Source organism: Thauera carbonicopians, assembly GCF_025699485.1.
Taxonomy (GTDB): Bacteria; Pseudomonadota; Gammaproteobacteria; order Burkholderiales; family Rhodocyclaceae; genus Thauera.
Genome location: NZ_JANUXN010000011.1, coordinates 37,086 through 59,338 on the forward strand (window position 1 = coordinate 37,086; position 22,253 = coordinate 59,338).

General features: G+C 64.7%; 24 protein-coding genes. 12 read left to right on the plus strand and 12 right to left on the minus strand.

The genetic code is table 11. The features are described from left to right. Positions 1-275 precede the first annotated feature (275 nt). Positions 276-863, plus strand: coding sequence for a bactofilin family protein (locus tag NX068_RS14020; protein WP_263461884.1), 588 nt, complete (start codon positions 276-278; stop codon positions 861-863). 38 nt (positions 864-901) lie between these two features. Here the strand turns inward: NX068_RS14020 and NX068_RS14025 are convergent, their stop codons facing one another. After that, positions 902-1,549 (minus strand): lytic transglycosylase domain-containing protein, encoded by a 648-nt coding sequence (locus NX068_RS14025; protein WP_263461885.1) that lies wholly within the window; start codon positions 1,547-1,549, stop codon positions 902-904. A 2-nt stretch (positions 1,550-1,551) separates the two neighbouring features. After that, positions 1,552-3,300 carry a proline--tRNA ligase gene (locus NX068_RS14030; RefSeq protein WP_263461886.1) on the minus strand — a complete coding sequence of 583 codons (1,749 nt, stop codon included), beginning with the start codon at positions 3,298-3,300 and terminating at the stop codon, positions 1,552-1,554. A gap of 170 nt (positions 3,301-3,470) precedes the next feature. Between NX068_RS14030 and NX068_RS14035 the strand changes: the two genes are divergently transcribed. The 3 genes from NX068_RS14035 to coq7 are packed head-to-tail and all read left to right on the plus strand — an operon-like array spanning position 3,471 to position 5,222. Continuing rightward, complete coding sequence (locus NX068_RS14035; RefSeq protein WP_263461887.1) at positions 3,471-4,028, plus strand: RNA pyrophosphohydrolase; 558 nt, start codon at positions 3,471-3,473, stop codon at positions 4,026-4,028. 43 nt (positions 4,029-4,071) lie between these two features. Then, a complete protein-coding gene (locus NX068_RS14040; protein WP_263461888.1) occupies positions 4,072-4,602 on the plus strand; it encodes a CNP1-like family protein in 531 nt (176 codons plus the stop codon). Further along, the gene (gene coq7 / locus NX068_RS14045) at positions 4,602-5,222 is read left to right on the plus strand and encodes a 2-polyprenyl-3-methyl-6-methoxy-1,4-benzoquinone monooxygenase (RefSeq protein WP_263461889.1); all 621 of its coding nucleotides are present in this window, start codon (positions 4,602-4,604) and stop codon (positions 5,220-5,222) included. The genes NX068_RS14040 and coq7 overlap by 1 nt, the downstream gene beginning before the upstream one ends. Before the next feature lie 73 nt (positions 5,223-5,295). Here the strand turns inward: coq7 and NX068_RS14050 are convergent, their stop codons facing one another. Next, on the minus strand, positions 5,296-5,715 hold the full coding sequence (locus tag NX068_RS14050) for an OsmC family protein (RefSeq protein WP_263461890.1): 420 nt from the start codon (positions 5,713-5,715) through the stop codon (positions 5,296-5,298). A 235-nt stretch (positions 5,716-5,950) separates the two neighbouring features. Here NX068_RS14050 and NX068_RS14055 point away from each other — a divergent pair, with 235 nt between their 5' ends. The 5 genes from NX068_RS14055 (at position 5,951) to erpA (ending at position 8,816) form a co-directional block, all read left to right on the plus strand. Continuing rightward, entirely contained in the window at positions 5,951-6,082 is a 132-nt protein-coding gene (locus NX068_RS14055; RefSeq protein ID WP_263461891.1) for a hypothetical protein, read from the plus strand. Positions 6,083-6,307: 225 nt separating this feature from the next. Further along, positions 6,308-6,736, plus strand: coding sequence for a 50S ribosomal protein L13 (gene rplM, locus NX068_RS14060; RefSeq protein ID WP_068636128.1), 429 nt, complete (start codon positions 6,308-6,310; stop codon positions 6,734-6,736). A gap of 13 nt (positions 6,737-6,749) precedes the next feature. Continuing rightward, entirely contained in the window at positions 6,750-7,142 is a 393-nt protein-coding gene (gene rpsI / locus NX068_RS14065) for a 30S ribosomal protein S9 (RefSeq protein WP_263461892.1), read from the plus strand. A gap of 194 nt (positions 7,143-7,336) precedes the next feature. Continuing rightward, positions 7,337-8,374 carry an N-acetyl-gamma-glutamyl-phosphate reductase gene (gene argC / locus NX068_RS14070; RefSeq protein WP_263461893.1) on the plus strand — a complete coding sequence of 346 codons (1,038 nt, stop codon included), beginning with the start codon at positions 7,337-7,339 and terminating at the stop codon, positions 8,372-8,374. A gap of 91 nt (positions 8,375-8,465) precedes the next feature. After that, positions 8,466-8,816, plus strand: a complete 351-nt coding sequence (gene erpA / locus NX068_RS14075; protein ID WP_263461894.1) for an iron-sulfur cluster insertion protein ErpA — start codon at positions 8,466-8,468, stop codon at positions 8,814-8,816. 69 nt (positions 8,817-8,885) lie between these two features. On the opposite strand, the gene NX068_RS14080 is transcribed toward erpA, so the two are convergent. Then, complete coding sequence (locus tag NX068_RS14080) at positions 8,886-10,922, minus strand: TonB-dependent receptor (protein WP_263461895.1); 2,037 nt, start codon at positions 10,920-10,922, stop codon at positions 8,886-8,888. A 319-nt stretch (positions 10,923-11,241) separates the two neighbouring features. After that, the gene (locus NX068_RS14085; RefSeq protein WP_442806747.1) at positions 11,242-12,468 is read right to left on the minus strand and encodes a M23 family metallopeptidase; all 1,227 of its coding nucleotides are present in this window, start codon (positions 12,466-12,468) and stop codon (positions 11,242-11,244) included. A 188-nt stretch (positions 12,469-12,656) separates the two neighbouring features. Between NX068_RS14085 and tyrS the strand changes: the two genes are divergently transcribed. Both tyrS and murI read left to right on the plus strand, forming a co-directional pair. Beyond that, entirely contained in the window at positions 12,657-13,856 is a 1,200-nt protein-coding gene (gene tyrS, locus NX068_RS14090) for a tyrosine--tRNA ligase (protein ID WP_263461897.1), read from the plus strand. A gap of 31 nt (positions 13,857-13,887) precedes the next feature. Beyond that, on the plus strand, positions 13,888-14,700 hold the full coding sequence (gene murI, locus NX068_RS14095; RefSeq protein WP_263461898.1) for a glutamate racemase: 813 nt from the start codon (positions 13,888-13,890) through the stop codon (positions 14,698-14,700). A 63-nt stretch (positions 14,701-14,763) separates the two neighbouring features. Here murI and NX068_RS14100 read toward each other — a convergent pair whose 3' ends face one another. The 5 genes from NX068_RS14100 to NX068_RS14120 all read right to left on the minus strand — a co-directional run bounded on the left by NX068_RS14100 (position 14,764) and on the right by NX068_RS14120 (position 19,151). Beyond that, entirely contained in the window at positions 14,764-15,618 is an 855-nt protein-coding gene (locus tag NX068_RS14100; RefSeq protein ID WP_263461899.1) for a sulfurtransferase, read from the minus strand. Beyond that, positions 15,615-15,977 (minus strand): SpoIIAA family protein, encoded by a 363-nt coding sequence (locus NX068_RS14105; protein ID WP_263461900.1) that lies wholly within the window; start codon positions 15,975-15,977, stop codon positions 15,615-15,617. Before NX068_RS14105 ends, NX068_RS14100 begins: the two co-directional genes overlap by 4 nt. 142 nt (positions 15,978-16,119) lie before the next feature. Further along, the gene (locus NX068_RS14110) at positions 16,120-16,974 is read right to left on the minus strand and encodes a DMT family transporter (RefSeq protein WP_263461901.1); all 855 of its coding nucleotides are present in this window, start codon (positions 16,972-16,974) and stop codon (positions 16,120-16,122) included. Between the two features lie 87 nt (positions 16,975-17,061). After that, entirely contained in the window at positions 17,062-18,399 is a 1,338-nt protein-coding gene (locus NX068_RS14115) for an ATP-binding protein (RefSeq protein WP_263461902.1), read from the minus strand. Next, positions 18,396-19,151 carry a response regulator gene (locus tag NX068_RS14120; protein WP_263461903.1) on the minus strand — a complete coding sequence of 252 codons (756 nt, stop codon included), beginning with the start codon at positions 19,149-19,151 and terminating at the stop codon, positions 18,396-18,398. Before NX068_RS14120 ends, NX068_RS14115 begins: the two co-directional genes overlap by 4 nt. A gap of 204 nt (positions 19,152-19,355) precedes the next feature. On the opposite strand from NX068_RS14120, the gene NX068_RS14125 reads away from it, so the two are divergent. Continuing rightward, on the plus strand, positions 19,356-19,898 hold the full coding sequence (locus NX068_RS14125; RefSeq protein WP_263461904.1) for a Spy/CpxP family protein refolding chaperone: 543 nt from the start codon (positions 19,356-19,358) through the stop codon (positions 19,896-19,898). A 71-nt stretch (positions 19,899-19,969) separates the two neighbouring features. On the opposite strand, the gene aceA is transcribed toward NX068_RS14125, so the two are convergent. Both aceA and rraA read right to left on the minus strand, forming a co-directional pair. Further along, positions 19,970-21,283 carry an isocitrate lyase gene (gene aceA, locus NX068_RS14130; protein WP_263461905.1) on the minus strand — a complete coding sequence of 438 codons (1,314 nt, stop codon included), beginning with the start codon at positions 21,281-21,283 and terminating at the stop codon, positions 19,970-19,972. 327 nt (positions 21,284-21,610) lie between these two features. Further along, on the minus strand, positions 21,611-22,090 hold the full coding sequence (gene rraA, locus NX068_RS14135; RefSeq protein WP_263461906.1) for a ribonuclease E activity regulator RraA: 480 nt from the start codon (positions 22,088-22,090) through the stop codon (positions 21,611-21,613). Between the last annotated feature and the right edge of the window lie 163 nt (positions 22,091-22,253).

Sequence of the window (22,253 nt, forward strand, 5' to 3'; positions counted from 1 at the left end):
TCGGCCGGGTACGGCCAATTTCCGGAGCTTGTCGCTCCAGTGTGACACTAAAAAATTTTTTGATAACAGCCATTTGCGACGATTGAATTGAATCAATGTCGGGCTGAGGCGACAAGATCGGTGCCGCGATGGTGGCACGAAGACGGCATGTTGCCGTGCACCGGGTTTCAAGCGTTTGAAATTACTTGGGAAAGAAACCGGTGGCATGAGGCTTGCGAATGGGCTGGAGGTTCAGCAACCGTGTCGGACGGTTGAAGCCAGTCCAAGGAGATGCCATGTTCAACAAGCCGAATCTTTTTCCGAAGCAGACCGAATCCGTTGGCCAGCGCTCCACGCCGACGCGACCCGCAACGATGGGAAGCAGCGTTTCCCCGTCCAGCGTGGCTTCGTCTTCCGACTCGGCGCAGGAGGTGACCAAGGTGGATTCGGCGAAATCCGAGTCCGCTGCGCCCGTGGAGACTGCAACGGGCGGCAGCCGCCTGATCGTCGGCCCCGACGTCAAGCTGAAGGGCGCCGAGATCCTGGATTGCGATACCCTGGTCGTCGAGGGCCGGGTCGAGGCGACGATGGACAGCCGCGTCATCCGGATTGCCGAGAATGGTTCCTACGAAGGCACGGTCGGCATCGATGTCGCCGAGATCCACGGCCGTTTCGAAGGCGAGCTGACGGCCCGCCAGCAATTGATCATCCATGCCACCGGCCGGGTCAGCGGCAAGATTCGCTACGGCAAGATCCTGATCGAGGAAGGCGGCGAAGTGTCCGGCGATGTGCAGTCGCTCACCAGGGCGGGAGCCAAGGAAGGATTGCGCGCGGTCGAGAGCCGCGGCAACGACAGCAAGCCGATTGCGGCAGTGGCCGGTTGATGTCGCAGCGGGGGTGCGTGCCACCCCTGCGGATTCATTCACTCCGTGGGAGTGAGCGTGGTGGAGCTGGCAGCGAGCCGTTGGGCCTGCCAGCTCCATTGCTTTTCCCACGCCGTGCGCACCAGGTTCGGGTAGCCCGGCTTGCCCAGGCTGCCGTTGTAGCGGCCGAGTGCGCGGAAGAGATCGCCTTTCTCGATGTCGAGATAGTGGCGCAGGATCGTGCAGCCGTAGCGCAGGTTGGTGCGCAGGTGGAACAGGTTGTCGTCCGGCCGCTCCATGACCTTGAGCCAGAACGGCATCACCTGCATGTAGCCGCGTGCGCCGGCCGACGAGATCGCGTATTTTCGGAAGTTGCTTTCGACCTGGATCAGGGCGAGCACCAGTTGTGGGTCGAGGCCGGCACGAGTGGCTTCGTAGTGGATGCTGGTCAGCAGTTCGTTGCGGTAGTTGAGGTCCGGAATCCGCTTCTGCAGCCGGCGTGACATTTCCGCCAGCCACTGCGCGCGCTCGCCGGCGTCGGGAATCGGCAACATCGGTGCCACTGCGTCGCTGACCGCTTCGTGCAGTGCCGCGCGCACGCTGGCGGCCAGCGGTTCGTACTGTTGCGCGCCGGCCTGTACCGCATTGGCTGCCAGCGCGAACAGCAGCGCGGCGACGGTGCGGAGCAGGGCCGACGGGTGGTGCATGCTCAGGCCTTGCCGAGCAGGCTCAGGATGTGGGCTGCGATGTCGGCGGCGGCAAGCTTGCTGGCCTCGGCATCACGCCGGCCCTGGTATTCCACCAGGCCTTCCTTCAGCCCGCGGTCGCCGATGGTGACGCGGTGCGGTACGCCGATCAGCTCCCAGTCGGCGAACATCACGCCGGGGCGTTCGTCGCGGTCGTCGAGAATGACATCCACGCCCTGTGCCAGCAGGGTGTCGTAGAGCTTCTGTGCTTCGTCGCGCACGGCTTCGGACTTGCCCCAGCCGACCGGGCAGATCACGACTTCGAAAGGTGCGATCGCCAGCGGCCAGATGATGCCGCGGGCGTCGTGGTTCTGCTCGATCGCGGCACCCAGGATGCGGGTCACGCCGATGCCGTAGCAGCCCATCTCGAAATGCTTGGGTTTGCCGTCCTCGTCGAGGAAGGTGGCGTTCATCGCCTTGGAGTACTTGGTGCCCAGGTAGAAGACGTGGCCGACTTCGATGCCGCGCTGGATTGCGAGCATGCCCTTGCCGTCGGGCGAGGGGTCGCCTTCGACGACGTTGCGGATGTCGGCGACGAGGTCCGGTTCGGGCAGGTCGCGGCCCCAGTTGACACCGGTGAAGTGGTAGTCGGCGTCGTTGGCGCCGCAGATGAAGTCGGCCATGTCGGCGACCGTGCGGTCGGCGACGATCCTGACCGGCTTCTTCAGCCCGATTGGGCCGAGGTAGCCCGGCTTGCAACCGAAGTGCGCGAGGATTTCCGCCTCGGTGGCGAAGCGGAAGCCGGCCTTGAGCCCTTCCAGCTTGCCGGTCTTGACTTCGTTCAGGACGTGGTCGCCGCGTACCAGCAGCAGCCAGACGGTGACGCCGGCCGGCTCGCCCTTGTCGTCGACGTCGTCGGTGGCCAGCACCAGCGACTTGACCGTGGTGGCGAGCGGCACGCCGAGCAGTTCGGCGACGTCCTCGCAGGTGGCCTTGCCGGGGGTCGGGGTCTTCTCCAGCGCCTGCTTGGCTTCGCCGCGGCCCGGCAGCAGCGACACGGCTTCGGCCAGCTCGATGTTGGCGGCGTAGCTGGAGTCCGGGCAGTAGACGATGGCGTCTTCGCCGGTGTCGGCGATGACCTGGAATTCGTGCGAGCGGTCGCCGCCGATGGCGCCGGTGTCGGCGGCGACGGCGCGGTACTGGAGGCCGAGGCGGTCGAAGATGCGCGTGTAGGCGGCGAACATGCTGTCGTAGCTGCGGCCGGCGGCTTCTTCGCTGCGGTCGAAGGAGTAGGCGTCCTTCATCGTGAACTCACGGCCGCGCATGATGCCGAAGCGCGGCCGGCGCTCGTCGCGGAACTTGGTCTGGATCTGGTAGAAGTTGCGCGGCAGCTGGCGGTAGCTCTTCAGTTCCTGGCGGGCGATGTCGGTGACGACTTCCTCGGAGGTCGGCTGCATCGCGAAGTCGCGCTCGTGGCGGTCCTTCAGGCGCAGCAGTTCCGGGCCCATCTTGTCCCAGCGGCCTGTTTCCTGCCACAGCTCGGCGGGCTGCACCAGCGGCATGGTCAGTTCCATCGCGCCGGCGCGGTTCATTTCCTCGCGGATGATCGTCTCGACCTTGCGGATCGAGCGCAAGGCCATCGGCATGTAGCTGTAGATGCCGGCCGCGGCCTTGCGGATCATGCCGGCGCGCAGCATCAGCTTCTGGCTGACGACTTCGGCGTCGGAGGGGGCTTCCTTGAGGGTGAACAGATGGAACTGGCTGGCGCGCATGAGAGTCTTCAGTCTGGAAAGGCTTTGTCGAACGCGCGATTCTAGCGCAAGGCACCGCCTGTAAAGGCTTGTATCGGGTATGGTGGATCGATGCACGCCGATGGTGCGCTTTCAAAGCGCACCCAAGTGTGAAAAAATCGACGTCAATCAACCGAATTTGAAGGTTAGTCATGCTTGATCGTGAAGGCTTTCGCCCGAACGTCGGCATCATTCTGGTAAATGCGCGCAACGAGGTTTTCTGGGGCAAGCGCATCCGCGAACATTCCTGGCAGTTTCCGCAAGGTGGCATCAAGCACGGCGAATCGCCGGAGCAGGCGATGTACCGGGAACTGTTCGAGGAAGTCGGATTGCGTCCGGAGCACGTCAAGATCCTCGGCCGCACGCGGGGCTGGCTGCGCTATGAAGTGCCGCGGCACTGGATACGGCGCGAATGGCGCAACACCTATCGTGGACAGAAGCAGATCTGGTTTCTGTTGCGCTTGGTGGGGCGCGATTCCGATGTCTGCCTGCGTGCGAGCTCGCACCCGGAATTCGATGCCTGGCGATGGAGCAATTACTGGGTGCCGCTGGAGGCGGTGATCGAGTTCAAGCGGCAGGTGTATCAGATGGCACTCGTCGAACTGGCGCGCGTGCTGTTCCGGTCGCGCAACTTCGATCTGCCGGAAAGCTACCGCCTGCCCGAACCCGAGCGGCCGGTGCCGGTGGTCCTCGGTGCGTCGCAGCGCTGAGGCCCTGACTGAGGCTATCTCATCTCCCTGGAGGCTGCTGGGATTGAATTCACGTGTACGTAGTACCGTCGGCGCGGGGCTTGCCGCGCTGACCCTGGTTTCCGGCAGTGCCCTGGGGGGCTTGCTGTTCGACGAGGATCCCGACTGGAAGGAGGTCGAGGTGACGATGCCGCCGCCGGTGGACGATGCCCGCTTGCGGGCCTTCTTCGTCAGCAGTGCGTCGCCGAACAGCTTCTTCGTCGATGAAGGCAGCGTCAGCGTCGGCGAGGATCGCGTGGTCCGCTACACCCTGGTGGTACGCACGCCCGGCGGCGCGGAGAACATCACCTACGAAGGGTTGCGCTGCGCTACCGGCGAACGCCGGATCTACGCCAGCGGGCGCCGGAACGGCGAATGGACGCCGATGAAGAAGAGCGACTGGCAGCCGATCAGTGACAATAACTACAATCGTCCGCGGGCAGCGCTGGCGTACGAGCATTTCTGCGACGGGCCGGCCGCGCCGCGCGATCTCGAACATGCGCTGCGCCTGTTGCGCAATCCGCTGCACCGCTCCAGCACTTACGGAGTCCGATAATGATCGATACCGCCATCATCGAATTCGATAAGGCGCTGCGCACGGTCTTCGCGCCGGCGCGCAGCATTCGCGCAGTCCCGGGCGAAGGCCTGCCCGAGGCGGAGCTTGACGAGGCGGAGCGTCGCCATGCCGCGGCGCTGATGCGGATCAACCATGTGGGCGAGATCTGCGCCCAGGCGCTGTATCAGGGCCAGGCGCTGATGTCGAGGGATCCGTCGCTGCGCGATGCGCTGAGGCAGGCATCCCAGGAGGAAACCGAGCACCTCGCATGGACCGAGCGCCGCATCGCCGAGCTCGGCGGCCGCAAGAGCCTGCTCAATCCCTTGTGGTACGGCGGCGCGCTGGGCCTCGGCCTGCTGGCGGGCCGTTTCGGCGACCGCTGGAATCTGGGCTTCCTAGCCGAAACCGAACGCCAGGTCGAAAACCATCTGAAGGGACATCTCGAGACCTTGCCGGCAAACGACCAGAAATCGCGTGCGGTCGTCGAGCAGATGAAGCTCGACGAGGCCGAGCATGCCGAAATGGCGATCCGGCTGGGCGGGCATGAACTGCCCACGCCGGTGAAGGGGGCGATGAAGCTCGCCTCCAAGGTGATGACGACGCTGACCTACCGCATCTGAACCCGGGTAACCGAGCGCCAGCGGGCGGCCAGTCCACCTTGCTTCGCCGCTCGGAGTGACGGCTCTACGAAGCTCAGTCCGCCTCGACGATCTCGCACTCGTGGGTGATTTCCGCGGTCTTGCCGAGCATGATCGAAGCAGAGCAGTATTTTTCCGCGGACAGGTGGATGGCGCGTTCGACCGCTTCGCGTTTCAACTGGCGTCCGGTGATGGTGTAGATGAAGCGGATGCGGGTGAACACCTTGGGGTCGGCGTCCGCCCGCTCGGCTTCCAGGCGGACGCTGCAGCCGCGTATGTCGTGGCGGCCGCGCTTGAGGATCAGCACCACGTCGAAGGCCGTGCAGCCTCCTGCGCCGGCCAGCATCAGTTCCATCGGCCGTGGTGCGAGATTGCGGCCGCCTGCTTCCGGCGCGCCATCCATCGTGACGAGGTGGCCTGAGCCGGTTTCGGCGATGAAGCTCATGCCGTCGGACCATCTGATCGTGCATTCCATGTCTTTCTTTCCTGTTCGAGAGCTGTGAACCGCCGAGGAGGGCCGGGCGCTGTTGGCGCGGATTCTACCGGAGAGCAGGCGGGTGAAGGTTTCCAGGGCGTGCGGGTCTGTCAGCGCGGCCATCGTATGAGACAATACGGAGCCGTATTCTTGCAGTGCACAAATAAAGCTTATGAAGATGGAGCGAGCACCCCTTCATCGGAAGCCGCAGCCACCTTATGGCAGTAAAAAAACGATGAAAATCAATCAAATGGAGCTTGATAAGCCTGTCTTATCAAAAAATCAAAACATTTATAGTGCAATGCACAAAATTCCGCTTGCAGGGGCGGGGTGGAGTCTGGATAATGCACCTCAGTCGGATCGCTGACGCGGCAACAACGACGCGCCGATCCAAATGGTGTCTCCTCCACCCTCCTCCTTTGGTGTGGATTTAACGCAGTCCTCGCGGACTGCGTTTTTTTTCGCCTGCACTGCTCGAATGCTATCGGTGCTTCGTTTAGTGATTGACACGGGAGTAGTGCTCCCATTAAGCTTGCGAGCTTTCCGTTTGACGGCCTGAATGTGTCCGGCCTGACAAAAATCGAGGTTTTACATGAAGACGTTTTCTGCCAAGCCGCACGAGGTCAAGCGCGACTGGTTCGTTGTCGACGGCACGGACAAGGTGCTTGGCCGTCTTGCCGCCGAAGTCGCCCGCCGTCTGCGTGGCAAGCACAAGGCCATTTACACTCCGCACGTTGATACGGGCGACTTCATCGTCGTCGTCAACGTCGAAAAGCTGCGCGTGACCGGCAACAAGGCGCAGGACAAGAAGTACTACCGTCACTCGGGTTACCCGGGCGGTATCTACGAAACCAACTTCACCAAGCTCCAGCAGCGCTTCCCCGAGCGCGTGCTCGAGAAGGCGGTGAAGGGCATGCTGCCGAAGGGCCCGCTGGGCTACGCCATGCTGAAGAAGCTGAAGTGCTATGCGGGTCCGTCGCATCCGCACACCGCTCAGCAGCCGCAAATTCTCGAGATCTGACAGGAGCCGATAAATGGCTGTGACTTACAACTACGGAACCGGCCGCCGCAAGACCGCGGTTGCCCGTGTGTTCATCAAGCCGGGCACCGGCAACATCGTCGTCAACGGCAAGCCGGTCGACGAGTTCTTCTCGCGTGAAACCGGCCGCATGATCGTGCGCCAGCCGCTGGTCCTGACCGGCAACGAAGGCAAGTTCGACATCATGGTGAATGTCACCGGTGGTGGCGAATCCGGTCAGGCCGGTGCCGTGCGTCACGGCATCACCCGTGCGCTGGTCGACTACAACGCCGAACTGAAGGGCGAACTGCGCGTCGCCGGCTTCGTGACCCGCGATGCCCGTGAAGTCGAGCGCAAGAAGGTCGGTCTGCGCAAGGCGCGCCGTGCCAAGCAGTTCTCGAAGCGCTGATCGCTTCTGGCTGCATGCGGAAAGCCGCCCCGAGGGGCGGCTTTTTGCTTTTTTGCATTCCCCTGCCGCAGTCGAGGATATCCCGGGTGTTCGTGTGCCGGACGCGACAGTTCGGCTTCATCGCTTCTTCATTGTCCTTGGCCGCCGGGGTGAGATAATCGATGCCAGGTCCTGACTCGCAAAAAGGAATCGAGATGATCAAGGTAGGTGTTGTCGGCGGTACCGGTTACACGGGCGTGGAGTTGCTGCGCCTGCTTTCGCGTCATCCGCAGGTGGAGTTGACCGCGATCACGTCGCGCGGCGAAGCCGGCATGCCGGTCGCCGAGATGTTTCCGAGCCTGCGCCGCCGTGTCGATCTGAAGTTCGTCGCACCGCAGGATGCCGCGCTCGACAAATGCGACGCGGTGTTCTTCGCCACGCCCAACGGCATTGCGATGAAGCAGGCGGCGGAACTCGTCGCCGCCGGTGTCCGCGTGATCGACCTGGCCGCCGATTTCCGCATCCGCGACGTGGCCGAATGGCAGAAGTGGTACGGCATGGAGCATGCCGCGCCCGAACTGGTCGCCGAGGCGGTGTATGGCCTGCCCGAAGTGAACCGGGAGCAGATCCGCAAGGCGCGCGTGCTGGCGAACCCGGGCTGCTACCCGACTGCCGTCCAGCTCGGCTTCCTGCCGCTGGTCGAAGCCGGCCTGATCGATACCGATCACCTGATCGCGGATGCCAAGTCCGGCGTGTCCGGTGCGGGGCGGAAGGCGGAGGTGCATACGCTGTTACCCGAGGCTGCCGACAGCTTCAAGGCCTACGGCGTGCCGGGGCACCGCCATCTGCCGGAAATCCGCCAGGGCCTGTCGCTCGCGGCGAAGCAGGCGGTGGGCCTGACTTTCGTGCCTCACCTGACGCCGATGATCCGCGGCATCCATGCCACCTTGTATGGCAGGATCAGGCAGGGTATCGAACTGCCCGACCTGCAGGCCTTGTTCGAGCAGCGCTATGCGGGCGAGGCTTTCGTCGACGTGATGCCGGCGGGGAGCCATCCTGAGACGCGCTCGGTGCGGGCGTCGAATCTGTGCCGCATCGCGGTTCATCGTCCGCAGGGCGGCGACACCATCGTCGTGCTGTCGGTCATCGACAACCTCGTCAAGGGGGCGGCCGGTCAGGCGGTGCAGAACCTCAACATCATGTTCGGTTTCGATGAGGAAGCCGGGCTGGACATCGTCCCGGTCAGTCCTTGACGGGAACCTCGGGCACGGAACACGATCCGAACCTTTCAAGCGCAGAGCGGATGGGCCCATCATCCGCCGCATCCCCTACAGAGGAGAAACCATGAGCGCAGAAGTCGCAACCCCCGACATCCTGGTCTTCACCGACAGCGCGGCCAACAAGGTGCGCGAGCTGATCGAGGAAGAAGGCAATCCCGAGCTGAAGCTGCGCGTGTTCGTCAGCGGCGGCGGTTGCTCGGGCTTCCAGTACGGCTTCACCTTCGACGAGGAGGTGAATGAGGACGATACGACCTACGAGAAGAATGGCGTGATGCTGCTGATCGACTCGATGAGCTACCAGTACCTGGTCGGCGCCGAGATCGATTACACCGAAGGCCTCGAGGGCTCGCAGTTCGTGATTCGCAATCCGAATGCCACCAGCACGTGTGGCTGCGGTTCGTCGTTTTCGGCCTGAGCAGTCTCCGGCCGCAGGAACAAAGCGGGGGCGCCTTGGCGCCCCCGTTTCGCTTGGCTGGGGCCGGTGTCAGAACAGATAGCTGGCGTTCAGCAGCACGGTGCGCGGCGTGCCGGGCATGCTGCTGGAGCGCCAATAGTCCTTGTCGGTGAGGTTGGTGACGGCCAGCGTGATGTTCCACGGCAGGCCGCGATAGCCTATCAGCGCATCCCAGCGGGTATAGCCGGAGCGCTCATAGAGGTTGTCGATCGCGGTGTAGTAGGGGCCTTTGTAGGTCAGGCCGACTTCGCCGTACCAGCTGTCGTTGGGACTGTAGCGCAGGAAGAAGTTGCCGTTCTTGCGTGAGCGGCTGGCTTTGTACTTCCCTTCGTTGGCCGGGGTGGTGACGTCCTTGACGACCTTGGGCTCCTGGTAGCCGAGGCCGCCGCGCACGTACCAGTGCCGGCTGACACGCCCGGTGAGGCTGAACTCCACGCCTTGGGTGCGTTCCTTGCGACCGACCGCCCAGGTGTAGGGATCGTTCTCGGGGTCGGGGCGATAGCGGATGTTGAGCAGCGTGAGGTCGTACACCGCCAGTTGGCTGCTGAGCTGGCCGTCCAGCCAGTCGCTCTTGATGCCGATCTCGTATTGTTCGCTGCGCTCGGGTTCTTCGTTGAATACGGCATTCTCGTTGGTGCTGACGCCGAGGAAGCCGTTGCCGCCGTAAGGTGCGAAATTGCGGCTGTACGACGCGTACAGGCTGTGCTCATCGACGGGCTGCCAGATCAGGCCGGCACGCGGACTTGTGGTGCGGCCGTCGTACTTGCGTGAGTCGCCGGTGTTGAGATTGGTCGACTTGAACTCGTAGTCGTCCTGGCGGATGCCGAGCAGGAGCTTCCACTGCGGCGTCAAGGTGATCAGATTCTGCGCGTACAGCGCCACTGCGCTGGCCTTGTGTTCATTGTTCGTCGGTGCCGCTCCGCGTGGCGTCTTGGGCAGCGACCATACCGGGTTGAACGGGTCGATCGCGAGCGGGTAGGCGAGCGAAGGGTCGGATGTGGCTCCGGAGGTGGCCAGGCGCGGATGGCGCAGTTCGTCGGTGTATTCGACGCCGACCAGGATGTCGTGCTTGATCGGGCCGGTGTCGAACTTCCCGGTGAGATCCAGCGTGTGGGTCCTGGTTTCGTTCGAGGTGACCTGCCACGCCCGTGTGAACGTCATCTTGCCCGGATTGCTGCATGCACGGCCGTTGCTCAGCCGGCCCTCAAGATTGCAGTAGCTGCCTGCATACAGGTGGTCGAAGTCCTGGTTGGCCTTGCGCTGAGCCGCGGTCCATTTGACCGACCAGTCATCGGCGAAATCGTAGGCCAGCACCGAACGGAACATGCGCAGGCTGTCCTTCACGTAGTCGTCCGGATGGGCAAACGCCTGGCGACGGGAAAGGCCGTCGGGCAGGTTGTCGTAGGACGGTGCGCGGTCGGGGCGACGCCACACGTCATCGTGCGTGTACTGGGCCAGCCAGCTGAGCCCGTTGTGCGTGTCGACGAGGATGCTGGGCGAGTACATGATGTTGCGGCTTTCGATGCCCTTGCGAAAGCTGTCCGCCTCCTCGTGGTCGGCGGTGAGGCGCACCACCACGTTGGGATGGATGATGCGGTTGATGTCGATGGTGCCGCCGCGGTTGTCCCATGATCCGGCACGCAGATTGATGCTGCTGATGGCGTCGAAGCGTGCCTGCTTGCTGACCATGTTGACCACGCCGCCGCCGCTGCCGCGCCCGTACAGCACGGAGGCGGGGCCTTTCAGGATCTCGATGCGTTCGATGTTGGCGGTGCTGCGCCGTACCTGGCCGCTTTCGCGAATGCCGTCGCGATACATGTCGCTGCTGCTGGCATCGAAGCCGCGGATCACGATGCCTTCGCCGCGCATGTCGTAGCTGGCGTCGATGCCGGGAATGCCGTCCAGCATGACGCTGAGGTCGTTGATGCCGTAGCTCTTGTATTTGCCGACTTCGATGGTGTCGACGGTGGCGGGGATGTCGCGCAGCGGCGTCGCCGTCTTGGTCGCGGTGGAGACGGTGGCGGGGCGCACGTCGTCCGGGTCGTAGGCCTGGGCGTCGACGGTCACCGTCTTCAGGGTTGCTGCTGTCGGGGTGTTTGCAGAATCATCCTGCGCTTGCAGGGGGCCAGCACCAAATGTACCCAGGCAGGCCAGGGTCAGAAGTGCCGGGCGCGATCGGCGTGTCGGGCGCGAAGCTCGGGTTGAGGTCATTGCGGCTCTCGTTATGTGGATGACAAACAGATGCAGTCATTAACAGGAGCGCATTTTTAATGGAAGTGATGTTGATAATTATTTACTGCTGCGGTCGCAAGGAATCCGATGATCGCAGCCGTTTCGTTTGCAGCCGATTCGAATGGCGGGCAGCAGCGCTGCTGCCCGCCGTGCTTCAGTCTGCTCTGGCCAGTTCGTAGTTGAGCAGGGCGAAGCGGTTGCGCAGGTGGGCCGTGTCGCGCCGGAACGCAGCCAGTTCCTTGGGGCCCAGCGAGTCAGCCATCGGCAGTGCGACCGTCATCGGGTCCTGGGCGATGCTGTTGATGCGGACTTCGTAATGCAGGTGGGGGCCGGTCGACCAGCCGGTGGAGCCGACGTAGCCGATGATGTCACCCTGGGTGACTTCCTTGCCCTTGTGCATGCCCTTGGCAAAGCCGTGAAGGTGGGCATAGGCGGTGGAGATGCTGCCGCGATGCTTCAGGATGACGATGTTGCCGTAGCCGCGCTGCGTGGCGGCAAACTCGACGATGCCGTCCGAGGTGGCCTTGACCGGGGTGCCCGTCGGCGCGGCGAAATCGGTGCCTTTGTGGTCGCGCCAGTTGCGGTTGAGCGGGTGGATGCGGCGGCCGAAGCCCGAGCTGATGCGCGAGAACTCCAGTGGCGAGCGCAGAAAGCCTTGCTGCAGGCTGCGGCCGTCATCGGAGTAGTACTTTTCCTTGCCGCTCGGACCGCGGTACATCACCACGGCGTAGCGCTTGTCCTGGTTGATGAATTCGGCTGCCAGGATGCGGCCGGCGCGGACGGCGTTGCCGTCCTGGTAAATCATTTCATAGACGACGTTGAAGCGGTCGCCCTTGCGCAGGTCGGTATGGAAGTCGATTTCGGTGCCGAAGATATCGGCAAGCTGGGTCGCAACGTTGTCGGGTACGCCTGCGGCATCGGTTGCGCCGTACAGCGAACTGCGGATCGTGCCCGAGCGCATTTCGACGAGCGTGCTCTGCGCGGCGACTTCGGACTCGCGCAGCTGGAGCGTGCCATCGTCCTTGCGTTCGACCACCAGGCGCTGTTCGCCATTGCCGACCGGCAGGCTGAACGAAGCCAGACGGCCGTCGGCATGCACCATCGCCGTGACCGAGCGGCCGGCGCGCAACTGGCGGACGGCCTGTTTGCCCTCGTCCGAGGTGCTCAGGAAGGACAGTGCTTCGCTGTCCTCGATATTCAGGCGGTGGAACAGCGACGGCAAGGAGTCACCGGGCTGGATGCGCTCGCTGTGCACGAAAGGCAGGTCGGTTTCGGTGTCGATCGCCACGCGGGGGGCGGGCAGGGTTTCGATCACCGGGCGCACGACGATGCCGGCGGTATCGTTGCCGGGTGCGACTGCGGTTGCTGCCACGACGCCCATCATGGAGACACCCACGATGCCTGCAAGCAGCCAGGGGCGGGGACGGGTGAGGAGTTGTGCCGGCAGTTCGGCTAGAATTCTGGTCTTTCTCGCCTGCATGAGCTTACCCGGGCCAGGATCGGCAAAAAATTTCCGGAATTCTAGCAAATGTACCCTTGCATTCGGGAGAATATTTTTGGAGAAATCGAATGACTGATGTTCAGGCCGCCATGGAGCTGATCAAGCGCGGCTGCGATGCGCTGCTGATCGAAACCGAGCTTGCCGAGCGGCTCGAGAGCGGGCGTCCCCTGCGCGTCAAGGTGGGCTTCGACCCGACCGCGCCCGACCTGCATCTCGGCCACACGGTGGTGATCAACAAGATGCGCCATTTCCAGGAACTCGGACATCACGTCATGTTCCTGATCGGCGACTTCACCGGCATGATCGGCGATCCGAGTGGCAAGAACACGACGCGGCCGCCGCTGTCGCGCGAGCAGATCATGGAGAACGCCAGAACGTATGAAGAGCAGGTGTTCAAGATCCTCGATCCGGAGAAGACCGAGATCTGCTTCAACTCCAGCTGGATGGAAGGCCTCGGCACGGCCGGCATGATCCGCCTGGCGGCGCAGCAGACCGTGGCACGCATGCTGGAGCGCGACGATTTCGCCAAGCGCTACAGCAACAACCAGCCGATCGCGATCCACGAGTTCCTCTACCCGCTCTGCCAGGGCTACGACTCGGTGGCGATGCGCACCGATGTGGAACTGGGCGGAACCGACCAGCGCTTCAATCTGCTGATGGGGCGCGAGCTGCAGAAGCACTACGGCCAGCCGCCGCAGTGCGTGCTGATGATGCCGCTGCTCGAAGGCCTGGACGGCGTCAACAAGATGTCGAAGTCGCTCGGCAACTACATCGGCATTTCGGAAGCACCGAAGGATATCTTCGGCAAGACGATGTCGGTGTCCGACACCCTGATGTGGCGCTATTACGATCTGCTGTCCTTCCGTTCCACGGCCGAGATCGAAGGCCTGAAGCGCGAAGTGGAGGGCGGCCGCAACCCGCGCGATATCAAGGTGATGCTGGCGCAGGAACTGGTCACACGTTTCCATGGAACGAAGGCCGCCGAGGACGCGCTGGCCGATTTCGAGGCACGTTTCCAGCGCAACGCGATTCCGGACGACATCCCGGAGGTGACGGTGCCCGCCGGCGCCGAAGGCATCGTGCTGTTCCAGGTGCTGAAGCAGGCCGGGCTGACCGGCAGCACGTCCGAGGCGATGCGCATGATCGATCAGGGCGCGGTCCGCATCAACGGCGAGCGTGCCGAAGACAAGGGCCTGCTGCTGCGCACGGGCGAGAAAGTGGTGCTGCAGGTCGGCAAGCGCAAGTTCGCGTCGGTGGTGCTGGCTTGAACCGCAGCCTGTACCCGAGGGGCGGCGAAGCATGACGGCTGCCGATGCCGCACGCCCGATCGGCGTGTTCGATTCCGGTGTCGGCGGCCTCACCGTCGTGCGGGCGCTGATGGAGCGCCTGCCGCTGGAGAGCATCGTCTATTTCGGCGATACCGCGCGCGTGCCCTACGGCGTCAAGTCGGTGGCGACGATCGAGCAGTTCACTGCGCAGATCACCGACTACCTGTTGCGCTGCGACGTCAAGATGCTGATCATCGCCTGCAACACGATGGCGGCCGTCGCGGCCGACGTCGTCCATCGCCTGGCGCGCGACGTTCCGGTGCTCGACGTGATCGAGGCGGGCGCGCGCGCCGCGGTGTCGCCGGAGGGCGGGCAGCGCATCGGCGTGATCGGCACGCCGACCACGATCAACAGCAATGCCTACGCCCGGCGCATGCACGAACTCGATCCGTCGGTGCGGGTGTATTCCCAGGCCTGCCCGCTGTTCGTGCCGCTGGTCGAGGAAGGCTGGCTCGACCACCCGGTGACGCGCCTCACCGCGCAGGAATACCTGCGGCCGGTGCTGGCCGAGGAGGTCGACAGCCTGGTGCTGGGCTGCACCCACTATCCGCTGCTCAAACCCTTGCTGCGCGATGTCGCGGGGCCGGACGTGCGGCTGATCGATTCGGCGGTGACGACGGCGGAATTCGCCGCACGGCGCCTGCAGCAGGCGGGGCTGGCGCGCGGCGCCGGCGCTGCGGCGCGCTACCGCTTCGTCGTCAGCGACGTGCCGCTGCGCTTCCAGACGATCGGCGAGCGTTTCCTCGGCCGTTCGCTGGGGCAGGTGGAAAAAGTCGATTGGTGAGCGGCTGACGCCTGGCCTGCAGCGCGGGAGTGAGGTCGGGCCGCGTTCAGGCTGGGGCGAGCCTCAGGCGGGGCCGGTCGCAACCGGCCGCCCCGGGTCGGCACACCACTCGCTCCACGAACCGGCGTAGAGCAGCGAACCGGACAGGCCGGCCGATTCCATCGCCAGCACGTTGACGCAGGCCGTCACGCCGGAGCCGCAGTGGTGCACGACTTGTTGCGGCGGGTGGTTTCCCAGCAGCGCGCCGAATTCCTCGCGCAGTACCGATGCCTGCTTGAAGCGGCCGTCGGGCTGCAGGTTGTCGCGGAAGAAGCGGTTGATGGCGCCGGGGATGTGGCCGCCCACCGGGTCCAGCATTTCGTTCTCGCCACGGAAGCGGTCCGGGCTGCGGGCGTCGATCAGCAGCATCTGCGGCTGGCCCAGATGGCCGAGGACGAAATTCGCATCGACCCGATTCGCCCGCAGCGCCAGCGCATAGGTGGCGGGCCGGGCTTCGGGCTGGGCCGAGTCGAGCGGCAGGCCGGCGCTGCACCAGGCCTGCAGGCCGCCGTCCAGCACGGCGACGCGGTTGTGCCCGAGCCAGCGCAGCAGCCACCATAGCCGCGCGGCGAACATGCCGCAGGCGTCGTCGTAGGCGACTACCTGGGTATGGTGGCTGACGCCGCATGCTTCCAGCCGGGCGGCGAGCTTCGCCGGGTCGGGCAGGGGATGGCGGCCGTTGGCGCCCGTCCGGGGTGCCGAGAGATCGGTTTCCAGATCCAGGAAGAAGGCGCCCGGGATGTGCTGCCCGAGATAGGCGTGCAGGCCGAAATCCGTATTGCACAGATCGAAGCGGCAGTCGAACACGACCCAGTCCGGCGAATGGAGCCGTTGTGCGAGCTCGGCCGGGCCGATCAGCGTCGCATAGGATGCGTTCACTCGGCGGCCTCGGCCGTGATGTCCAGCCAGCTGCGGGCTTCGGCTTCGTCGTCGAATACCTGGACCTCGGCATCGACGAACAGCTGCGACACCCAGGCGCTCCAGGTCAGCCACTGGTCGTCGGTCAGCACGGCGATGCGGCGGAAATCATGGGCATGCTGGCGCGAGAACTTGATTTCCTCCCACGCCACGTCGAGCGTGAAGCCCGCCATTTCGCGGAGGTCGAAAAGCAGGTCGATCGGTCCGGAGAACTGGATCTTGTAATTGACCAGTTCCTCGAATTCCTTGTAGTCGGCCAGCGCGAATTCACCGAAAACAGTGATTGCGACCAGGTTGTCGCGGTGCTCGATGCTGATCATTGCGGCCTCCGTCGTCTTGGACTGGTTGCCTACTACTATAGCCTCCGCATCGATCCGGCTCAATCAGTGGCGGGCGCTTGGCCGGGCCCATCAGGCAGGGGCTGCCGGGCCGGCTGGCGGTCCGCACTTCGCGGCCGACGCCTCAGCCGTCGTTCAAGCTGCTGCGGCGCGGGCGCAGCGAGATCATGATCGCACTGGTGACGATGCAGGCGATGCCGATCCAGCTCAGCCACGGCATGATTTCGTCCCACAGCAGGGCGCCGAACAGACTGGCGAAGACGACCGTGGCGTAGCTGAGGTTGGCCGACAGCATGGTGTGGCCGTAGCTGTAGGAACGGGTCATGGCGAGCTGGGCGAGGCCGCCGAAGACGCCGATGCCGAGCAGGATGAAGAGCTCCTGCAGATCGGGCAGGTGCGGGCCGGCATACAGTGCGCCGGCAAGACCGAACAGCATCGTGACCAGCGAGAACCAGAATACCGTGCGCACTTCCGGCTCGCCGGCCTTCCCCAGTTCGCGCACGCTGATGTAGGCGATGCTGGCGATCGCGCCGGAGCCGAGGCCGACGACCGCCCCCAGCCACTGCTCGGCGGCCAGCGTCGGGCGCAGCAGCAGAACGACGCCGGCAAAGCCGACCGCCAGCGAGAGCATGCCGGTCCAGCGCAGCTTCTCGTGGAAGACCAGCGCCAGCAGCAGGGCGACGAAGATCGGCGAGGTGTAGTTGAGCGTCACCGCAGTCGCGAGCGGGAGGCTGCCGATGGCGAAGAAGTAGCAGCTCAGCGCAGTCGACCCGGACACGCTGCGCGACACGTGCATGCGCCAGTGGGGGGTGCGCAGCCGGATGCCCTTGAGCCTGGCGATCACGACCATCATCGCGACGCTGACGATGCCGCGGTAGAACACGACTTCGCCGGTCGAGAATGTGCTCGAGCCGAGCTTGACGCAGACGCCCATGCAGGCGAACAGCAGACAGGAAACGAGCATCCAGAAAGCAGGCATGAAATGTTGCAGTGCAGCGACAAAACCCGGCATTGAACCACATTGGGGCGCCGCGTGCGCGAAATCCGGATCAGGCCTGTGCGGAAATCACTGCTGCGCTGCAGTGTCGCCTGAGCGCGGCAGCAGCACTGTGGCTTCCAGTCCGCCTGCGGCCGAATTGCGCAGGTGGACTTCGCCACGCTGGCGGCGCAGCAGGTTGCGGGTGATGGCGAGGCCCAGGCCGGTGCCGCCGGTTTCCCGGTTGCGCGAGGTTTCGAGCCGGTAGAAGGGTTCGAAGACTTTTTCCAGCTGATCGTCCGGCAGGCCGGGGCCGCGGTCGCGGATGCGGATCTCGAAGGCGTCCGGCCTGGTGGCGACGGAGATGTCGACTTCGCCGCCGAACTTGACGCCATTCTCGATCAGGTTCCACAGCGCGCGCCGCATGGCCGTCGGCTGGGCTGACAGCGGTGCATCGGCGCGGCCGTCGAGCCGGACTTTCCAGCCCATGTCGGTGGCGTCGTCGCGCAGGGCTTCGAGCAGCCGGTCGAGGTCGATCGGCTGCGCAGGGGTGGCGTCGTCCAGGCTGCGGGCATAGGCGAGCCCTTCCTTGACCAGCGCCTGCATGCTGTCGAGATCGGCCTGGATGCGGCTGCGAAGTTCATCGTCGTCGACCAGTTCCGCGCGCAGCCGCAACCGCGTGATCGGCGTCTGCAGATCGTGCGAGATGGCGGCCAGGATGCGGGTGCGCTCGCTGACGTAGTCCCGGATGCGCTGCTGCATCTGGTTGAAGGCTTGGGCGGCCTGGCTGACTTCGGTCGGGCCGCGGGTGTCGAGTGGTGCACGCTCCGGATCCTCGCCGAGCGCTCGGGCGGCTTCGGTCATGCGCGACAGCGGGCGGGTCGCCAGTCGTACCGCGAACCAGGTCAGCAGGCCGACGCCGCCGACCAGCGCGGCCAGGGCGGCGATCAACTGGTCCGGCTCGGGCGGGCGGATCGGGGGAGAGGGGGGGATGCCGGGCAGGCGGACCTGCAACGGAGCGCCGTCGGCGAGATCGACTACGGCGACCACCACGGCATGCGGCATGCCGGGACGGTCCTGGGCATAGGCCGTGGTGGTCCGCTCCGGCATCGCTGCGCGTAGCGCGGTCGGCAGGGGGTGGTCGTCTGGCAGCAGCTGCAGGCGTTCGGACGGTTCGCGCAGCGCCAGCCGCAGCCGGCGGCGGCCGAGTTCGTCGATCCAGCGCGCGCGCTCGGCAGGGCCGAGGCGATCGAGCACGTCGGCCGTGGCGGCGATCTCCTGGGCCACGCTCTCGAACAGCGCGCTGCGTCCGATGCGCTCGCGTTCGCTGACGAAGAGGGTCACGCTGACCGCGATCACGACCAGGATGCCGACCAGCAGGATCAGCATCAGGCGGGCGAACAGGCTGCGGGGCCAGAGCAGTTTCATGAGGCGTCCGGAGTGACGACGCTGACCTCGGTGGCCAGCACGTAGCCTTCGTTGCGCACTGTCTTGATGATCGCCGGTTCGCGTGCGTTGTCGCCGAGGCGCTGGCGCAGGCGGCTGACCTGCAGGTCGATCGAGCGGTCGAAGACGTCCGCTTCGCGTCCCTGGGTCAGCTCCATCAACTGGTCGCGCGACAGGACTTTCTGCGGATGCGACAGGAAGATCGACAGCATGCGGTATTCCGCGCCGGACAGGGCGACGACGGTGCCGGCCGTGTCGATCAGGTGGCGGTTGACGGTGTCCAGCCGCCATTGGGCGAAGCGCAGTTCGCGCGCATTGGCCGGCGGCGCGGCGTCGAGGTTGGGCGGCAGCGCGCGCGTGCGGCGCAGCACGGCGCGGATGCGTGCGTACAGTTCGCGCGGCACGAAAGGCTTGGTCAGGTAGTCATCCGCGCCCATTTCCAGGCCGAGGATGCGGTCCATGTCGTCGCCGCGGGCGGTGAGCATCAGGATCGGGATGTTCGACGGCGGGCCGCCGGCCGCGCGCAGGTTGCGGCACAGGGTCAGGCCGTCCTCGCCCGGCATCATCACGTCGAGCACGATCAGGTCGATCCGGTGCTGCTCCAGCGCGGCCTTCATCTCGCGCCCGTCGGCTGCGGTGGTGCAGCGCAGACCCTGCTTTTCGAGGTAGTCGGCAAGCAGGTTGCGGATGTCGCGGTCGTCATCGACGATCAGGATGTGGTCTTGCTGGCTCATCGCATCGGTGCCGGTGTTTTCGATGGGGCGAATCTTAAGCCTCCGCCCACCTGCTTTTGTATCCCAGCGTATCAATCCAGGGGCGAGAGACACGAGGCTGCAAACCGGGGGGATGCGGACAAACGCGGCTTACATCGTGGTGTTGAAATGGCTCCGTCGCCCGAACGAACGGGCACGACGAACCGAACCGAAAGGAGAAGCACCATGAAGACCTGGATGAAGACCTCGATTGCCGCCGCCGTCATCGCCACCGCCGGCCTCGGCACCACGGCCGCGCTTGCCTGGGGCGGACATGGCCACGGCCCGCATGGCGGCAAGGCCGGCTGGTGGCAGATGGAGCCGGCGCAGATGAAGCAGCGCATGGCCCAGCGCGTCGAACTGCAGATGGCCCGGCTGGAGCTGGCGCTTGCCTTGAGTGCGGAGCAGAAGCCCGCTTTCGAGACCTTCAAGAACACGATGAAGGCACGTGCCGAGCGCATGGCGGAGACCATGGCCGCAGGTCGCGCGGAAGCCAGGCCGGCGACCGCGATCGAGCGCATGCAGCGCATGGAGGAAGCCGGCAAGCTGCGCCTGGCCGAGATGGCCGAGACCCGCAAGGCGGTCGAAACCTTCTATGCCACGCTCGGCAGCGCGCAGAAGACGGTGTTCGATGCCGAGTTCCAGAAGGCGGGACGCCATGATTTCGGCAAGAAGGGCGACAGGGGCCCCGGCAAGGGCGAACGCGGCATGCGTGAGCCGCGCGGCTGATCATCGCGCTGCCTGAATGGAAAAAGGCCATCCCGCGGGATGGCCTTTCGTCTTGGGGACAGCCGTGCTGCTTAGTGGAACTGCTCTTCCTCGGTCGAGCCGGTCAGCGCCTTGACGCTGGACGAGCCGCCCTGGATCACGGTGGTGACGTCGTCGAAGTAGCCGGCACCGACTTCCTGCTGGTGCGAGACGAAGGTGTAGCCTTGATCGCGGGCGGCGAACTCGGGCTCCTGCACCATTTCGACGTAGTGCTTCATGCCTTGGCCGCGGGCGTAGGCGTGGGCGAACTTGAAGGTGTTGAACCAGTTGACGTGGATGCCGGCCAGGGTGATGAACTGGTACTTGTAGCCCAGCGCCGACAGTTCGTCCTGGAACTTGGCGATGGTGGCGTCGTCGAGGTTCTTCTTCCAGTTGAAGGACGGCGAGCAGTTGTAGGACAGCAGCTTGCCCGGGCAGGCGGCATGCACGGCCTGCGCGAACTCGCGGGCGAAGCCCAGGTCCGGAGTGCCGGTTTCGCACCAGACCAGGTCGGCATAGGGCGCGTAGGCGACGCCGCGGCTGATGGCCTGCTCGAGGCCGTTCTTGACGCGGTAGAAGCCTTCCTGCGTGCGTTCGCCGGTGAGGAAGGGCTTGTCGTTGGCGTCGTGATCCGAAGTGATCAGGTTGGCGGCTTCGGCGTCGGTACGGGCCAGGATGATGGTCGGCACGCCCATGACGTCGGCGGCGAAGCGGGCGGAGATCAGCTTCTCGATCGCTTCCTGGGTCGGCACCAGCACCTTGCCGCCCATGTGGCCGCACTTCTTCACCGCAGCCAGCTGGTCTTCGAAGTGCACGCCGGCGGCACCGGCGGCAATCATGTTCTTCATCAGCTCGAAGGCGTTCAGCACGCCGCCGAAACCGGCTTCGGCGTCAGCCACGATCGGCAGGAAGTAGTCGATGAACTCCTTGTCGCCGGGGTTGATGCCGCGCGACCACTGGATCTCGTCGGCGCGCTTGAAGGTGTTGTTGATGCGGCGAACCATGGTCGGCACCGAGTCGTAGGCGTACAGCGACTGGTCGGGGTACATGGTTTCGGAGGTGTTGCCGTCGGCGGCGACCTGCCAGCCGGACAGATACACGGCTTCGAGGCCGGCCTTGGCCTGCTGCATGGCCTGGCCCGCGGTGATGGCGCCGAAGGCATTCACGTAGCCCTTCTTGGCGCCGCCGTTGACACGTTCCCACAGCAGCTTGGCACCACGCTGGGCCAGCGTGTATTCGGGCTGCAGGCTGCCGCGCAGGCGGACGACGTCGGTGGCGGAGTAGCCGCGCTTGATGCCTTTCCAACGGGGGTTCTCGGCCCAGTCCTTTTCCAGAGCGGCGATTTGCTGTTCGCGGGTCAGAGTCATGATGCTTCCTTTTCAGTGCAGAAGGGTGTCAACCATCGCGCTCGGTTCAGGCGCCGGTCGCGGTGTATCCGTCGCAAGGGCGTTCGAGGGAAAAACGCCTTGTCGATGGGAAAGAAGTATAGGAGGGTTTCTGCTTAGCAGCAATATGTCTTATATAAGACATAAGAAATAATATTCCGCAATGAAAACATGGACTTGCTTTTTTCTTTCCGGGATGTGAAATAAAAGTGAATCCTGTGAAATGAATTTTTAGATCCCGGTGCTGCACTGCGGCGCCTGTGGTCTTACGGAACCCGCGTCTCGCTGGGGTTCCGTGCAAGCTCTGCGTCAGAGCAGGGCGGTTTCGGACACGACGACGCCGTCCTCGTCGGCATAGACGTGGTGGCCCGGCACGAAGCTCACGCCGCCGAAGCTCACGGGCACATCGACTTCGCCGACATTGCGCTTGACCGTCTTGCGCGGATGGGTGCCGAGGGCGAAGACGCCGAGATCCATGCCGCCGATGGCCTTCGAGTCGCGGATGCAGCCGTAGACGATGATTCCGGCCCAGCCGTTCCTGACGGCCAGTTCGGCGAGCTGGTCGCCCACCAGCGCGCAGCGCATCGAGGCGCCGCCGTCGATGACCAGTACCCGGCCGTTGCCGGCGGATTCGACCGCCTTGCGGACGAAGGAGTTGTCCTCGAAGAGCTTCAGTGTGCTGATCGGGCCGCCGAAGGCGCTGCGGCCGCCGTAGCTGTGGAACATGGGGCTGGCGACGGCGAGCTTGTCGTCGTGGGCGTCGCACAGATCGGCTGTCTGGAGGTTCATGTCTGCTCCTTGTCGATGGGGTGCTTGTCGCTGGCAGCGCGCATGATAGTCCAGTGTCCTGTGTCGTGGCATGCGGGAGGCGGGGGATATGTGCCCGTGTCGCGCCGATGTTGCGATAGGGGCCGCACAAAAAATGCCCCCACGCTCATCCGCTTCGCGGGCT

Coding starts and splice junctions, on each gene's coding strand:
- NX068_RS14055 (WP_263461891.1), top strand. CDS start 5,951: ATGAAAATCAATCAAATGGAGCTTGATAAGCCTGTCTTATCAAAAAAT.
- rplM (WP_068636128.1), top strand. CDS start 6,308: ATGAAGACGTTTTCTGCCAAGCCGCACGAGGTCAAGCGCGACTGGTTC.
- NX068_RS14030 (WP_263461886.1), bottom strand. CDS start 3,300: ATGCGCGCCAGCCAGTTCCATCTGTTCACCCTCAAGGAAGCCCCCTCC.
- rpsI (WP_263461892.1), top strand. CDS start 6,750: ATGGCTGTGACTTACAACTACGGAACCGGCCGCCGCAAGACCGCGGTT.
- coq7 (WP_263461889.1), top strand. CDS start 4,602: ATGATCGATACCGCCATCATCGAATTCGATAAGGCGCTGCGCACGGTC.
- murI (WP_263461898.1), top strand. CDS start 13,888: ATGACGGCTGCCGATGCCGCACGCCCGATCGGCGTGTTCGATTCCGGT.
- NX068_RS14020 (WP_263461884.1), top strand. CDS start 276: ATGTTCAACAAGCCGAATCTTTTTCCGAAGCAGACCGAATCCGTTGGC.
- rraA (WP_263461906.1), bottom strand. CDS start 22,090: ATGAACCTCCAGACAGCCGATCTGTGCGACGCCCACGACGACAAGCTC.
- aceA (WP_263461905.1), bottom strand. CDS start 21,283: ATGACTCTGACCCGCGAACAGCAAATCGCCGCTCTGGAAAAGGACTGG.
- NX068_RS14035 (WP_263461887.1), top strand. CDS start 3,471: ATGCTTGATCGTGAAGGCTTTCGCCCGAACGTCGGCATCATTCTGGTA.
- argC (WP_263461893.1), top strand. CDS start 7,337: ATGATCAAGGTAGGTGTTGTCGGCGGTACCGGTTACACGGGCGTGGAG.
- tyrS (WP_263461897.1), top strand. CDS start 12,657: ATGACTGATGTTCAGGCCGCCATGGAGCTGATCAAGCGCGGCTGCGAT.
- NX068_RS14115 (WP_263461902.1), bottom strand. CDS start 18,399: ATGAAACTGCTCTGGCCCCGCAGCCTGTTCGCCCGCCTGATGCTGATC.
- NX068_RS14105 (WP_263461900.1), bottom strand. CDS start 15,977: ATGATCAGCATCGAGCACCGCGACAACCTGGTCGCAATCACTGTTTTC.
- NX068_RS14110 (WP_263461901.1), bottom strand. CDS start 16,974: ATGCCTGCTTTCTGGATGCTCGTTTCCTGTCTGCTGTTCGCCTGCATG.
- NX068_RS14125 (WP_263461904.1), top strand. CDS start 19,356: ATGAAGACCTGGATGAAGACCTCGATTGCCGCCGCCGTCATCGCCACC.
- NX068_RS14050 (WP_263461890.1), bottom strand. CDS start 5,715: ATGGAATGCACGATCAGATGGTCCGACGGCATGAGCTTCATCGCCGAA.
- NX068_RS14025 (WP_263461885.1), bottom strand. CDS start 1,549: ATGCACCACCCGTCGGCCCTGCTCCGCACCGTCGCCGCGCTGCTGTTC.
- NX068_RS14085 (WP_442806747.1), bottom strand. CDS start 12,468: ATGGGCGTCGTGGCAGCAACCGCAGTCGCACCCGGCAACGATACCGCC.
- erpA (WP_263461894.1), top strand. CDS start 8,466: ATGAGCGCAGAAGTCGCAACCCCCGACATCCTGGTCTTCACCGACAGC.
- NX068_RS14120 (WP_263461903.1), bottom strand. CDS start 19,151: ATGAGCCAGCAAGACCACATCCTGATCGTCGATGACGACCGCGACATC.